This window comes from uncultured Henriciella sp. (genome assembly GCF_964005855.1).
Classification (GTDB): Bacteria; Pseudomonadota; Alphaproteobacteria; order Caulobacterales; family Hyphomonadaceae; genus Henriciella.
On the sequence record NZ_CAXFSW010000019.1, the window covers coordinates 1 to 14,136 of the forward strand.

Consider the following 14,136-nt stretch of genomic DNA (forward strand, 5'->3'; position numbering starts at 1 on the left):
CTCGTCAGGAACAGACTAACCTCAAAACGAGGGCAATTCAGGGGAGCAGGTCAATGTGATCGTCGGAAGTCCTGTTTGGGATTACGGTAACGGCAAGCATTTCGATCGATCAAGCGACCGAAAACCTTTTGAGCCCGCAATATATCAAGTAAATATTACGGCGGAAATGCGCGGACTTATCGAAAGGCTCTCTCAGAATCGGGCTCTACTTTCAGGAATTCACGACAGCTTTAGCGGCACCAAACCGCGAGCCGCTCCGAAGATCATCTTCGGCCCGCTTGCATCTGGCGCAGCCGTTGTGGCTGATCGAGATAAATTCAAGCAAATCCAAAGCGAGCAGCATAGAAAGCTCCTCGGAATAGAGATGGAAGCATATGGTGTCATGTTCGCAGCTCAGGAGTTGCCGCACCCTAAACCGCAGACTTTGGTAGCGAAATCGGTTCAAGACTACGCAGATGAAGAGAAGGATGATCGGTTTAGACCGTATGCGTGCTTTACATCGGCGATGGTGGCTGCTGCGGCCATTGATGAATTGCGAAATACGTAGAGCTGCATAATTTTACTCGGACATCGCTATACCCCCTCCCGCATCCGGGAGAGGGGGAGGGCCGATAGAGAGACCGGGACGTGTGTCCGATCTGTTTCAGGCCCTCAAGGCCAAGCGGCTTCGCCGTGCCTACTGCAGCCTTGACCGCCTGAAAAAGATCGACGAGGGCTGCCATTAGGCCTGAACGCTGAAGTTCAAATCTACATTCAGCCTTCGCTAAGCGGATCTTTAAAAGCTCTCTCGACAACACGTCCAAGATGTTGGGCTACATATTCATTTGTCGCGGAATCGAAATGCGTATGCAGCAAGTATAGACCCGGGATGCGATCTGTTGGCGCGGAGTAAGGCGGCACGTGCCCAACTTCCCTACGAGCGAATGGAAATAAGTGGTCAGCCATGGTCTTAATCACAAACGCGTCGAGCACGTCATGTCGTAGATTGTATGTTCCAGTATGTAAGCTCGACGGACGTTCTGGAGAGACGTCAATCGCGGTGCGTTGAATGCGAGAATTCTGGATTTGAAGTCTGCGCAGCAATGCTTGGAAAAACTGAGCATCGCTATCAGCACTTAATTCGATCATTTCGGTAAGTGTGTTTAGTGCATCTTCGGGGATATGTGGAATCCGAATTGGGTTGCGTATGTCGTCAAACTCCCCCGTTCGTGCCATTAGACGGGACAGTTCGAGTAGACAGGAATCCGCGTAACCGTGCAGGTCGCTCAATGCTAATGGAAGGCGAGAAAGCGCGGAATTTAACCGCCGTCGGTTTAACCGTCGGCTTTGAAGCCAAAGAAAAAAGGCGGGAGCGCCGCCGGCGACAAGCGCCAGCAACCCTGCGATCAGAGATTGGTAGTGATAAACAAAGTTATCTGGGCCATTCTGCGGTGCAGCAATATTGATATCAATATTAGCTAGCCATTCCACCTAAACATCCACCTCAGCTTCCAGCGCATTGTCCTGGATGAACTCGCGTCTTGGCTCGACGACGTCGCCCATCAGCCTGGTGAACATGTCGTCGGCGTCGTCGGCGTGGGCGACTTTTACCTTGAGGAGGGTGCGGGCATTGGCGTCCAGGGTGGTTTCCCAGAGCTGGTCGGCGTTCATTTCGCCGAGGCCCTTATAGCGCTGGATATTGAGGCCCTTGCGGCCGGCGGCGAGGACGGCTTCGAACAGGCCGACGGGGCCATGGACAGTGGTTTCGCCTGACTTTTCATTGCGCAGAATGGCCGGCTCTTCATAGAGGTAGCGGACATGTTCGGCGTGATTGTTGAGGCGGATCGCGTCCTGGCTGGCGAGCAGCGCGCGGTCAAGCACGGCTTTCTCTTCGACCGAGCGGACTTCGCGGCGCAGGGTCAGATTGCCGTCTTCGAACGTGCCTTCCCAGGTGTCCTCACCCTCCTCGGCGATGCGGTTGAGGCGGTCGGCGGTTTTCTGGGCATTCGTCTCATCAGCGTCCGGGGCGAGGGCGCCGGCAATGGCGGCCTGTTCGACAATATGGCCGGGCGCACGCAGCGAGAGACGCCAGAGCGCGGTCTTGAAGGCAGCGGCCTCACGCACCTTGGCGCGCAGGTCTTCGCCCGCAATCTGGGTGCCGTCCTGCAGGATCAGCGCTTCGCCGGTGGTGCCCTCATCGATGAGGTAATTGTCCATCTCGATATCGTCTTTGAGATAGCGCTCCGAACGCCCGCGTCTGACCTTATAGAGGGGCGGCTGGGCGATATAGAGATAGCCGTTCTCAATCACTTCCGGCATCTGGCGATAGAAGAAGGTGAGCAGCAGCGTGCGGATGTGGGCGCCGTCGACATCGGCGTCAGTCATGATGATGATCTTGTGATAGCGCAGCTTGTTGATGTCGAACTCATCGCGGCCAATGCCGGCGCCGAGCGCCATGATCAGCGTGCCGACCTGGTCGGAGCTGAGCATCTTGTCGAAGCGGGCGCGTTCCACGTTGAGGATCTTGCCGCGCAGGGGAAGGATGGCCTGGTTGGACCGGTCGCGGCCCTGTTTGGCAGAGCCGCCAGCGGAGTCACCCTCGACGATGAAGATTTCGGACTTGGACGGGTCCTTTTCCTGACAGTCGGCAAGCTTGCCGGGCAGCGAGGTGATGTCGAGCGCGGTCTTGCGGCGGGTCAGTTCGCGGGCCTTGCGCGCGGCCTCACGGGCGGCGGCGGCCTCGACGATCTTCTGCATGATGTTGGCCGCTTCCTTCGGGTTCTCCTCGAACCATTCAGAGAGCTTCTCGCCCATCAGGCTTTCGACCACGGGGCGCACCTCTGAGGAGACGAGCTTGTCCTTGGTCTGGGAAGAGAATTTCGGGTCGGGCACCTTGACCGAGAGGACGCAGGTCAGCCCCTCGCGGGCATCGTCGCCGGAGATGTCGACCTTCTCTTTCTTGGCGATGCCGGTCTCTGCCGCGTATTTGTTGATGATACGGGTCAGCGCCCCGCGGAAGCCGGCAAGGTGGGTGCCGCCATCGCGCTGGGGGATGTTGTTGGTGAAGCAGAGCACCGTCTCATGATAGCTGTCGGTCCAGGCAAGGGCGGCTTCCACCGTGATGCCGTCTTTCTCGCCGACGGCATAGACGGTGTCCTGCAGCAGCGAGGTGCGCTGGCGGTTGAGGTGTTCGACGAAGGCCTTGACGCCGCCTTCATATTCCAGAACGGCCTCATAAGGCTCTGGCGAACGCTCGTCGCGAAAGACGATGCGCACGCCGGAATTGAGGAAGGCAAGCTCGCGCAGGCGATGCTCCAGCGTCTTGCGGTCATATTCGGTCATCGTGAAGGTCGACGCGCTGACCATGAAACGCAGCGCCGTCCCCGTATAGGGTTTGCCGTTCTCACGTGTCGGGCTGACGCCAACTTCCTTCAGGGGCGCTTCGACGGCGCCGCCATCGATGAAGCGGACGAAATGCTCCTTGCCGGCACGGTGGATGCGAAGCTCCAGCCAGTCCGACAGGGCGTTGACGACAGACACGCCCACGCCGTGGAGGCCGCCCGAGACCTTGTAGGAGTTCTGGTCGAACTTACCGCCCGCGTGGAGCTGGGTCATGATGACCTCAGCCGCCGAGACGCCTTCTTCCTTGTGCATTTCGACCGGGATGCCGCGGCCATTGTCGGTGATCTCAGCCGAGCCGTCAGCGTGCAGCGTGACGGTGACCTCATCGGCATGGCCGGCGAGGGCTTCGTCGATCGCATTGTCGACGACTTCGTAGATCATGTGGTGAAGGCCGGAGCCGTCATCGGTGTCCCCGATATACATGCCGGGGCGCTTGCGGACCGCTTCGAGGCCTTTGAGGACCTTGATCGAGTCGGCGCCATATTCGGGCATGTCGTCTGTCGGTTCAGCCATTTGAGCGTGTCGCTTTCTGATTCGTCACAATTGGTTCAAATCATAGAGGATTTGGCGCGGAAAGGGAAATCCGGCGGGTGGTTTGCGGCTTTGTAAAATGGCGTGGAAACAAGGTCTTGCACCCGCCGATAGATGGGTGTGCAAAAACTTGGATTTTGTCCTCCAGCCTGCCCTGGCGAAAGCGCACACTGGCGCGCTGCCGATCCGGGCCGGAGGATACCTTTTACAGAGGCGCGGGGCTTGCCAGCAGCATATAAGTAAGTCATTACATAAATATGAGTGACGACTTTCTTCAGGAGCTGGGGCAGACCGCGCTCGGCTCGCGCCTGCGGCGGTTTCTGGACCGGCTGAACGGGCCGGTGAGCCAGCTTTACAGGGACGAGCTCGGGTTTGAGCAGCGCTGGTTCGCGCTTACCCTGCTGCTGGGACGGAAGGGCGCGATGCGCGTGGGCGACGCGGCGTCTGCCCTGGGTGTCAGCCATGTCGCCATCGTCCAGTCGGTCCGCGAGATGGCGAAAGCGGGTCTTGTCACAAAGGAGAAGGACAGGAGCGACAGGCGCGCCAGCCTGATCGCGCTCAGCGCAGAAGGAGAGGTGATGCTGGACAAGGTGACCGCGATCAGTGCGCGGGTCGACCGGGCGGCGGCCGGGCTCCTTGAAGAGGCGGACCCGCAGCTCATGGCCACGCTCGACCGGCTGGATGGCGCGCTGACCCGGGAGGGATTTGCCGCGCGGCTGGCCCGCGCAGGGGCGACGGGCGCCGACGCAGAAAAGGAAAACCGATCATGACCCCATCTTTCATCGTGGCAGCGCTGTTCGCGTCGCTCTGCCCGGCAGAGGCGGCAACGCTGGAGAGCGCGGCGGCGCGGTTTGAAAGCGACTATGTGCTGGACGAGAAGGCGGCGGAGATCGCCATGGCAATCCGGGCAGAGGCGGCGGAGGCCAAACCCGGCGCAACGTGCCGGGCGCCGGAGGCGTTTGCAGAGGCGCTGACGGAGGCTTTGCGCGAGATCTCTGCCGACAAGCATGTCTTTGTGGAGCCCGTGCCCTCAGGCCCCGTGCGCCCCGATGGCGAAGACGGGGGCGGCTGGGTCGCGCGCTGGTATGCCGAGGCGCCGGACAACAATTATGGCATTGCCGAGGTCCGCCTCATCGAGGGGAATATCGGCTATCTGAAGCTCACAAGCTTTTATGACCTTGAAGAGACATGGCGGCGCTATGCGGCAGCCTTCACCCTGTTACAGGACACGCAGGCCATGATCCTGGATCTTCGCGGCAATGGCGGCGGGGCGCCGGAGGCGGAAATCCGGATCCAGTGGAGCTTTCTCGATGACGGGGCAGAGCCGCCGCTGGTGATCGACCGCGGTCAGGCGGGCTATGAGGCACGGCCGGTCCCCGATATTGGCTGGCCGCGCTATGGCGGGACGCGGCCGCTCTATATCCTGACAGATGGACGCACATTTTCGGCGGCTGAAGCCGTGGCCTATGGCCTGCAATCGGCGGGGCGCGCTGTCGTGGTGGGCGAACGGTCCGGCGGCGGGGCGCATATGGTGGGCGACCCGATGGCACTTGCGGGCGGCTATCAGATTGCCATGCCGCAGACCCGGCCTGTCAGCCCCGTCACGGATGCAAACTGGGAAGGCACCGGCGTCATTCCCGACCATGAGGTTGAGGCAGAGGGCGCGCTTGATGTGGCGCTTGGCCTGCTGCAGGCGGAAGAGGGCGGCACGGGACGCTGAGGACCTGGAAGGCGGGCCGCGTCAGAGCCCCGCATCGGACTGCGGCGAATGACTGGAATGACCGATGGCGAGTGTGACGTCGCCGATCCGCCAGTCGGCGTCGCGCAGGGTCCGTTCGGCCTCTGCAATCTGGTCATCGCCGGGGCGTGATCCGGTGAGGGTGACGAACGCCTCGCCGAAGACGAGGTGGCCGACCTCGCGCAGGCGAAGGTCCGCGGTGTCGATCCAGCCTATGGCCTGCAGGCGTTCGCGTAGCGCTTGGCGAAGCTCATTGCCGTCAGAGCCGAGCGGGTCGGGCGTGCGGTCCAGAAGCTGGGCGCCGGAATCCTTGAGGTTGGAAAACCCGTCCTTGATGATGCTGAACGAGATGAAGAGCGCGGCGGCCGCGTCCGCCCACCAGAGGCCGAAGCCGATGCCGATAATGCCGACGATGGCTGCGGCGGCTGTCTGCCAGTCCGCCGCATTCATGGCGGCGTCGGCATAGAGGGCCTTGTCGTTCAGCTTGCGCGCGAGCGGCAGTTTCATCCGTCCCAGTATGGCGGCCGGCAGCCCGGAATAGACAAGCACGCCGATCATGATCCAGCCCATCCAGATGGGGTGGCCGAAGATGTAGCTGGTCGGGATGGTCGGCTTCTCCTGCTTCAGGAGCGCCATGGAGGAGTCGTACATCAGATAGGCGCCCATCAGGAAGAGGGCGAGCGAGCTGGAAAGATAGGCAATGGTCGATGCGCGGTGAAAGCCGAAGGGGAAGGTTTTCGATGGCGCGCGGCGCACCAGCCGGATGGCGATGAGGAAGGAGAGCGGCGGAATGAGGCTGAGCGAGTCTTCCAGCCAGGCCGCCTTCATGGCCTGCGACGCGCCCATGACGAGATACATGACAGCGACCACGCTGAGCAGATAGGCGAAGGTGATCCGTTCCAGCCAGATCGCCTTGCGCCGCGTGGGCTGGAGGTTTTCAGGATACTCATATTTCGGGGCGAGTTTCATGATGGCTGCTCCTGCATGGGCCGGCATCCCGGTCTGGCGGGCAGGGAACGGGTGAGGGCGGCATAGAGGGCGTTCTCGCCATGTGGCAGGGCCAGAACATGCGTGGTCTTCATCAGCGGCTCACCGGTGGGGGTGAGGCCATGCTCCTTGAGGGTAAATTCTTCGGCAATGGCCCCGCTGCTGTCCTCTGTCAGCTTGTCCACACGGGTGATGGTGTAGTCTTTCTTCTCTGCCTTGTGGGCGAGGCCGGACGCGCGCTCGACCTCCAGCGTCATGGATTTGAGTTCATCCTCAGCGATGGAGACAGCGCCCGGCCCGGCAAGTCCGGCATAGACGTGGCAGGTGGAGATGGGAGCCGACAGGGAGACGTGTTTCTTCCAGGGCGAGGCCTTGGTGAGGCCACCGGCGACGAGATGAAGGTCGCCGCCCTTGAGCGATTCCAGAAGCTCTGCCTCTTCGCCCCGGATCCAGTCTATCTTGAGCCCTTCGCGCTCTGCGAGGGCGCGGATGATATCGGCTTCGACACCGGTTGGTGCGCCGTCATTCCACGAAATCCAGGGGGCTGCGTCGGAGACACCGACTTCCAGGGCGCTTTCCTTCGCCTGCTCCAGCGAGCCTCTTATGTCTGCCGGATAGCGCTCGCCGCATGCGGCGAGGCCGAGGGCCATCAGCGCGGCCAGTGAAAGGATCTTGATCGGGGCGGCATTCTGCATGCCACCCGAACGCAGATTGTGTCAGACCGGTTCCAGCACCCCTGGAGCGTGTACCTAGTCCTTGAAGACCGGGGCGCGCTTTTCGCGGAAGGCGGTAGCGGCTTCCGCGAATTCGGGCGACTGCAGCTGTTCTGCGAAGATCTTCCCTTCAGCCTGCATCTGATCGGCGATCTCGTTGCGGGCATTGTTGATGAGCGCCTTGGATTTCCGCACGGCGGAGGGGGCAGAGGCCGCGATGCGGTGGGCAGTCTCCATCGTGGTCGTCATGAGGTCTTCATCTGCGGTGACACGTGAGACAAGTCCGCAGGCAAGCGCTTCGTCTGCGCTGAGAATGCGTCCCGCCAGAAGGATATCATTGGCCATGGAGCGCCCGACCACGCGCGGCAGGGTGAGAGAGGAGCCCGCCTCCGGCACGAGGCCGAGCTGCGCGAAAGGGGCGCGGAAATTGGCGCTCTGGCCGGCATAGGCGATGTCGCAATGGAGCAGCATGGTGAGGCCCACCCCGATGGCCGGGCCATTGACCGCGGCGATGAGGGGCTTTTCCGCGTCGCGGATTGCGTTGAGGAAACGGGTGACCGGCGGGGTGCCCTTCTCGCGCTCATCAATAGAGGCGAAATCGGAGAGGTCGTTGCCGGCCGTGAACATGTCGCCATCGCCGGTGAACACGATGGCGCGGATCGACTTGTCGCCATTGGCGCCGTTCACAGCGTCCGCCATCGCGCCATACATGGCCTGGGTGAGCGCATTCTTCCGCTCGGGCCGCGCAAGGGTGATGGTCAGGATGTGGTTGCTGAGTTCAGTCCTGATATGTTCGCTCATGGGGCAGCGCTCCGGTTTGAAATGTCGGTGTCAGGCTTTTCGCGCAAACCCCATGCCCGGCGCAAGCTGTCCGCGACGGCAGGCGGTGAGCCGGCTCAGGCCTGTGCCGAAGCGAGCACGCGTTCGGGCAGGGCGGAGACGGTGTAGCGGTAGCTGCCGGGCTGGATATCGACTTCGGCCTCTCCGCCGAACGTCTTTGGCGCAATCCGCTTCAGGATGACGCTGCCAAAGCCGCCATTGGCCTTCTTGGCGCTGGCGTCGCGGCGTGGGATGGTCAGGCTTTCTTCCCAGGAGAAGTGGAGCTGATCGGCAGAAGACCATCCAAAGCGGGCCGTGCCGCCCTCGCCGCCGAGAGCGCCATGCTTGACCGAATTGATGCCAAGTTCGTGCAGCATCAGAGACATGGCGAAAGCTGCGCGGGGTGTGATCTCGAAATCATCCTCGGTCTGGACCGTGACGACAGGCTCGCCCGCGCCGGCTTCGAAGGCGGCGAGCGTCTGCTCTGCGAGCTCGCGAATGGAGACCGACTCCCGGCCGCCGGAGGCGATGAGCGACTGGGTCAGCGCCAGCGCATTCACCTTTTCGCGCAGGCGGCTGACATATTCCTCATGCTCGAGGTCTGCCTTGTCGAGCAGGGAGATGAGCGAGGAGACGTGGGCATACATATTGCCCATGCGGTGCTGAAGCTCGCGGTTGATGACCGACAGCTCGCTCATCTCGCGCAGCTTCTCATCCTTGTCGATGAGGCCGACGACACTGTCGGCAAGGTCGCGCAGGATTTCGCGGTCCGTGTCGTCAAAGGTCTCGCGCGGCTTGTAATCGAGGACGCAGAGCGTGCCGAGCGCGTGCCCCTGTGAGGTGATCAGCGGCGCGCCGGCATAGAAGCGGATGAATGGCTCACCCGTCACAAGCGGATTATCGGCGAAGCGGGGATCCTTTGTGGCGTCGAGGACGACCATGATGTCAGGCGCTTCGATCGCATGGGTGCAGAAAGAGATATCGCGGCTGGTTTCGGTGCCTGAAAAGCCGTGGCAGGATTTGAACCACTGGCGATCACTGTCGACCAGCGAGACCAGCGCCGTTTCCGTCTCGAGAGAATTGGCTGCAAGTCGAGTGAGACGGTCGAAGCGTTCCTCCCGCTCGCTATCGAGCAGGTTCGTTTCTGAAAGAGCCCTCAGGCGCTCCGTCTCGCTCATATCCCTCCGCACACACAGGCCCGTCCTGCGGGTGCTCTCCCAAGCCTTACTCATCTAAAAGGTGTTCTACTAACGGCCTTGCTGCAAGACCAGATAGGCCTCAGGATACTGCTTTTATGAAGTTTTGAAAGATAGGTGATGCTCAATCACTGATATGCGCGCCGCCTGCGCTCACCTCGATCTGCTGGGCGCGATCTCCGAACGCCTCAAAAAGGAAGCGTTCCGTGCCTGTCAGCCAGCTCTGGCCGGGCAAGGCGTCCAGCTCTTCGAACAGGGCGGCCCGCCTGTCGGCGTCGAGATGGGCGGCCGCCTCATCAAGGAGGAGAAGCGGCGCGGGCCCGGAGTCGTCGCGTGACAGGGCGCCTGCCGAGGCCAGAATGAGGCCGATAAGCAGCGCCTTCTGCTGGCCGGTGGAGGCATCGCCGGCGACCATGCCAGTCGGGCGGTGAATGACGGTGAGGTCGCTGCGGTGCGGGCCGGAGAGCGTGCGCCCGGCGGCCATGTCGCGGCGGCGCATGCTGCGATAGGTTTCGCTGAGGGTCTCAAAAATCGTCTTGAAGTCTTCGCCCCTGATGGCCGCAGCCTCCGCGTCCCCATCGAGTGAAAGATCGCCTTTTGGAAAATAGCCTTCCGGCCGGGCATCGACGGCTGCCTGGAGGTTTTCAAGGACACTGGCCCGGTTGATCGCAAGCTCTGCGCCCGCTTCGGCCATGCGGGTCTCGATCGCATCAGCCCAGGCTGGGTCGACATGGCCGCGCTCCAGAAGCGCGTTTCGTTCGCGCATGGCGCGTTCATAGCGGGCGGCGGCCTGTCCGTGGGAGGGAATGTGCGACATGACCTGACGGTCGAAGAAACGCCGCCTGTCGGACGCACCGCCGCGAAAGATGGAGTCCATGGCCGGTGTGAGCCAGACAATACGGACAAGGTCTGCAAGGTCGCCGGCCTGGGCGGGCGCGCCATCGAGACGGATCACGCGCTTGGCGCCCGTGCCCTCTGTTTCGAGGCCGACGCCGATGCGCCGGTCATCGAGGGTGGCCGAGACGGTCCACCCATCCGGCGCGCCGTGGCGGGTGAGCTCAGTCAGTTTTGCGCTGCGAAGGCCACGGCCGGGCCCGAGCTGAGAGATGGCTTCCAGCAGATTGGTCTTGCCCGCTCCATTGGCGCCGAACAGGCAAACGTGCCGCCCGTCGAGATCGAGGGCAAGCGTCTCGTAATTGCGGAAATCCTTGAGGCGCAGGCGGGTAAGGGCGGTCATCGCCCCCGTTTACACCCGAAGCGGCATCAGCACATAGCGTGCGGCCGGGTCGGCAGGGTCCAGGATGAGGGCGGGTGAGGCCGGATCGTTCAGCATGAACTCAGCGTCTTCGGCCTCAATCTGAGCGGTGACATCGAGGAGGTATTTGGCATTGAAGCCGATCTCCATCGGGTCTGCGCCATAGTCGCACTCAATCTCTTCATGGCCCTGGCCGGTTTCGGCCGAATTGACGGCCAGGACGACCTTGCCGTCTTCCAGCGAGAGTTTCACCGAGCGTGAGCGCTCTGCCGAAACGGTGGAAACGCGGTCCACGGCGGCCTCAAAGGATTTGTTGTCGATGACGAGGCGCTTGTCATTGCCCTTCGGAATGACGCGCTGATAGTCCGGGAAGGACCCGTCGATGAGCTTCGAGGTGAGCACCGCGCGCCCGGCCCGGAAGACGATCTTCGTTTCGGAGACCGATACAGAGACATCGCCATCGGCGCTGTCGATCAGGCGGCGCACTTCTGCGATGGCCTTGCGCGGGACAATGACGCCGTCGAGGTTCTCCGCCCCGGCCGGCGCCTCGCAATCGGCGAGGGCGAGACGGTGGCCGTCGGTTGCGACCGCGCGCAGGACCTTGCCCTTGTCGCCATCGGCGGTGTGGAGATAGACGCCGTTGAGATAGTAGCGCGTCTCCTCGGTGGAGATGGCAAAACGGGTCTTGTCGATCAGGCGGCGCAGATCTGCGGCCTCGACATCGAAACTGACGGCATTGTCGTCGCCGGTCATGGTCTGGAAGTCTGTGGCTGGCAGGGTTGGCAGCGCGAAATTGGAGCGGCCTGACCGGATGGTCAGACGGCGGTTTTCCGGATTGAGCTCAAGCTCCACATCGGCGCCAGATGGCAGCTTGCGGACAACGTCAAACAGGGTCCCGGCGGGCGCGGTGACGGCGCCTTCGCTGGAAATCGTGGCATCGGCGCTGTCGACGGCCTCGATGTCGAGATCGGTGGCGACGAAGGTGACTTCGCTGCCTTTGGCTTCCATCAGCACATTGGACAGGATCGGGATCGTGTTGCGCCGCTCCACCACGTTCTGCACGTGGCTGAGTGCGTTCAGCAGGTCACTTCGTTCAATCGTCAGCTTCATGCGTCAGCCCTATCAGCAGCCCGGTCGCGGGGCCACATCTTTCCTGCCCGGATGGCCGGGCGTTTCAGTCGAATCGGCCCGCCTCCTGCGGGGAGACGGGCCGAGTACACTTGTCAAAATCGCTGAAATTGCAAGCCCCGAGCGGCGAAACGCTGCGGAGATTTCAGCCGGCCGGCGCCCTGGGCGTCAGCCATTGCCTTCGGACTGGATGTCGAACACGGTCTCGCGCACCTGTTCGACCTGCCGGACCATCTCCGGATCAGTCTGCATCAGCTTCTTCACCTTGCGCCAGGCATGGATCACCGTGGTGTGATCCTTCTTGCAGAAGGCGCGGGCGATCTGGGGCAGCGACTTGTCGGTCATCTCGCGGCAGAGATACATGGCGACCTGACGCGGCGCGCAGATGGAGCGCGACTTGCTGGCGCTTTCGATCTCCGACTTGGTCAGCTCATAATGGCGCATGGTGGCGCGCTTGATATTGTCGAGCGACGGGGCCTGATACTCGCCCTGCTGGCGGCGAAGCACCGTGCCCAGCATTTCCAGCGTCGGCTCAACCTCGCCATAGCGGGTCTCTGTCTGCAGCGAGTAGAGCACGCCGCAGAGGTCCCGGCCCGGGCCGCGGACGGTGGAGACGATCTTTTCGGTCATCTCCTCGTCGAGGATGAAGTTCGGCTGACCGGCCTGGATCAGGCTGGTGTGGAGCTTCACGATCTCACGGCGCATTTCCTGATCGGGCAGGCCAACCTCGACGGCTGCCGCGCCCATCAGCTCACCGCGCATGCGCGCCGAGAAGCCTTTCAGGTCACCGGGTGCCTCATCGGCGGTGAGAAGGACGCGGCCGCCTTCGGCTGTTACCGAGCGAAGGGTGGCGAAGAAAGCCTCATCGGTCTTCTTCTTGTTCGCGATCCACTGAAGGTCGTCGATCAGGAGAAGGTCGTTGTGGCGCACCTGCGATTTGAGCTGGCGGGTGTCGCCGTCGCGCGCGCCGTCGACAAAGGCGGTCATGAATTCCTCAGCCGACATATAGGTCACGCGGCGTCCATCTTCCTGACGGGCGATCGCCTTTTCCATGGCGCGCAGGATATGGGTCTTGCCGGTGCCCTGACGGCCATAGATGAGCGCGACGTCAGCAAAGATCTGGCCGTCCTTCACGATCATTTCGGCAAGGCGAACGGCGGCGCGGTTGGTGTCGCCGACAATGAGCGTATCGAAGCTCATCGCTTCGCCGTGACGCGGCTGGGACGAGGTCTGTGCGCTGGCGGCGGGCGTTTCGGCTGCCTGGGCCGCTGTCTCATCCGCGCGCCAGGGATTGCCGACGAGATCGCGCGTGTCTGCCGGGATATCCTTCCAGCAGGTGATCTTCAGGGCGCGCTGGCGCGGATCGGCCTTGCGCCAGGCGCGGCGCAGCATTGGCCGGTGGTACGAGTTGATCCGGTCGCAGGCGAGCTGGTCGCGCGCCGCGATCAGGACTGTACCATTGTCATCAGCGACAAAGCGCAGGTCTGAAATCCAGGTGTTGTAGTCGTGGGCAGAGGTCTCGCTGCGTGCATCCTCGAGCACTGCCCGCCAGAGATCCATGCCCCGGTGATTGTCGCCGCGTTGAGTGTTGGTATTCTTCTCAGTCTCTCGTCTGCCAGATTCTTCTTGCAGCCCCATAGGATCTTCCCCTCTATCTGTGTTTTGGTCCTACTCTCTACGCGTCGACTTGCGATCATAGCTCGGGCGTTCGGGCCTTTTGGGGCCCGTTGATTTTTTACGCCGTACAGAGATCAAATTCCGTCGATGGGTTAACTTAAACATAGGGCTTCTGAACGTGTCCAGCGGCCTTTTTTCGAATCAGCCGTAGTTATATTCTTGACACCTTCGGGGGTCGCCAAAAGCCACTGTGAATCAAGCTGCTAGGCAGCTGAAAAAAATTATAGGAACGATTTGTGCTACTTTGACGAGTGTCGTGTTCCGATTTTGTTCTGTCAACTTTCAGGGGGTCCAAACACTGTGGAAAACACCCCTTTGACTGTCAAAAACCCGATGTTTTTAGAGGCTTAGAAAGCCATAAAAAAGGCCCGCATGATACACCATGCGGGCCCTGCAAATTTGCATTCAACTGTATCTTCTACAGATCGCGTCAGCCCATCGCCTTCACGCGGGCGCTGAGGCGCGAAATCTTCCGTGCCGAGGTGTTCTTGTGAAGAACCCCTTTGCCGGCTGCGCGCATGATTTCCGGCTGGGCGGCCTTGAGCGCATCCTGGGCAGCGGACTTGTCGCCGGATGCGATTGCTTCTTCCACCTTGCGGATGAAGCTGCGCATACGCGAGCGGCGTGCGGTGTTGACTTCCGTGCGGCGCGCGATCTTGCGCACCATCTTCTTGGCTGAGCGTGTGTTCGCCATCAAAAACTCCTGAGTGT

13 protein-coding genes are annotated in these 14,136 nt (G+C 61.7%); 3 read left to right on the forward strand and 10 right to left on the reverse strand.

Annotated elements, in window-relative coordinates:
* Positions 1-55 precede the first annotated feature (55 nt).
* Positions 56-547, forward strand: coding sequence for a hypothetical protein (locus ABNU55_RS13740; protein WP_348764468.1), 492 nt, complete (start codon positions 56-58; stop codon positions 545-547).
* 206 nt (positions 548-753) lie between these two features.
* Here the strand turns inward: ABNU55_RS13740 and ABNU55_RS13745 are convergent, their stop codons facing one another.
* Both ABNU55_RS13745 and gyrB read right to left on the reverse strand, forming a co-directional pair.
* Positions 754-1,470 (reverse strand): hypothetical protein, encoded by a 717-nt coding sequence (locus ABNU55_RS13745; RefSeq protein WP_290748784.1) that lies wholly within the window; start codon positions 1,468-1,470, stop codon positions 754-756.
* Entirely contained in the window at positions 1,471-3,894 is a 2,424-nt protein-coding gene (gene gyrB, locus ABNU55_RS13750) for a DNA topoisomerase (ATP-hydrolyzing) subunit B (protein WP_290748786.1), read from the reverse strand.
* Between the two features lie 275 nt (positions 3,895-4,169).
* Between gyrB and ABNU55_RS13755 the strand changes: the two genes are divergently transcribed.
* Both ABNU55_RS13755 and ABNU55_RS13760 read left to right on the forward strand, forming a co-directional pair.
* Positions 4,170-4,682, forward strand: a complete 513-nt coding sequence (locus ABNU55_RS13755; protein ID WP_290748792.1) for a MarR family transcriptional regulator — start codon at positions 4,170-4,172, stop codon at positions 4,680-4,682.
* On the forward strand, positions 4,679-5,632 hold the full coding sequence (locus ABNU55_RS13760) for a S41 family peptidase (RefSeq protein WP_290760395.1): 954 nt from the start codon (positions 4,679-4,681) through the stop codon (positions 5,630-5,632). The genes ABNU55_RS13755 and ABNU55_RS13760 overlap by 4 nt, the downstream gene beginning before the upstream one ends.
* A gap of 21 nt (positions 5,633-5,653) precedes the next feature.
* On the opposite strand, the gene ABNU55_RS13765 is transcribed toward ABNU55_RS13760, so the two are convergent.
* The 8 genes from ABNU55_RS13765 to rpsT form a co-directional block, all read right to left on the reverse strand.
* Positions 5,654-6,619: a cation diffusion facilitator family transporter gene (locus tag ABNU55_RS13765; RefSeq protein WP_290754728.1), complete on the reverse strand. Its 966-nt coding sequence runs from the start codon at positions 6,617-6,619 to the stop codon at positions 5,654-5,656.
* Entirely contained in the window at positions 6,616-7,332 is a 717-nt protein-coding gene (locus tag ABNU55_RS13770; protein WP_290754730.1) for a transporter substrate-binding domain-containing protein, read from the reverse strand. Before ABNU55_RS13770 ends, ABNU55_RS13765 begins: the two co-directional genes overlap by 4 nt.
* A gap of 54 nt (positions 7,333-7,386) precedes the next feature.
* Entirely contained in the window at positions 7,387-8,151 is a 765-nt protein-coding gene (locus tag ABNU55_RS13775; protein ID WP_290754733.1) for an enoyl-CoA hydratase, read from the reverse strand.
* 95 nt (positions 8,152-8,246) lie between these two features.
* Entirely contained in the window at positions 8,247-9,347 is a 1,101-nt protein-coding gene (locus ABNU55_RS13780; protein WP_290754736.1) for a GAF domain-containing protein, read from the reverse strand.
* A 142-nt stretch (positions 9,348-9,489) separates the two neighbouring features.
* The gene (gene recF, locus ABNU55_RS13785) at positions 9,490-10,602 is read right to left on the reverse strand and encodes a DNA replication/repair protein RecF (protein WP_290754738.1); all 1,113 of its coding nucleotides are present in this window, start codon (positions 10,600-10,602) and stop codon (positions 9,490-9,492) included.
* A 9-nt stretch (positions 10,603-10,611) separates the two neighbouring features.
* Complete coding sequence (dnaN, locus tag ABNU55_RS13790; RefSeq protein WP_290754740.1) at positions 10,612-11,730, reverse strand: DNA polymerase III subunit beta; 1,119 nt, start codon at positions 11,728-11,730, stop codon at positions 10,612-10,614.
* A 186-nt stretch (positions 11,731-11,916) separates the two neighbouring features.
* Positions 11,917-13,386, reverse strand: a complete 1,470-nt coding sequence (locus ABNU55_RS13795; protein WP_290754741.1) for a DnaA/Hda family protein — start codon at positions 13,384-13,386, stop codon at positions 11,917-11,919.
* A 469-nt stretch (positions 13,387-13,855) separates the two neighbouring features.
* Positions 13,856-14,119 (reverse strand): 30S ribosomal protein S20, encoded by a 264-nt coding sequence (gene rpsT, locus ABNU55_RS13800; RefSeq protein ID WP_290754742.1) that lies wholly within the window; start codon positions 14,117-14,119, stop codon positions 13,856-13,858.
* Positions 14,120-14,136 lie beyond the last annotated feature (17 nt).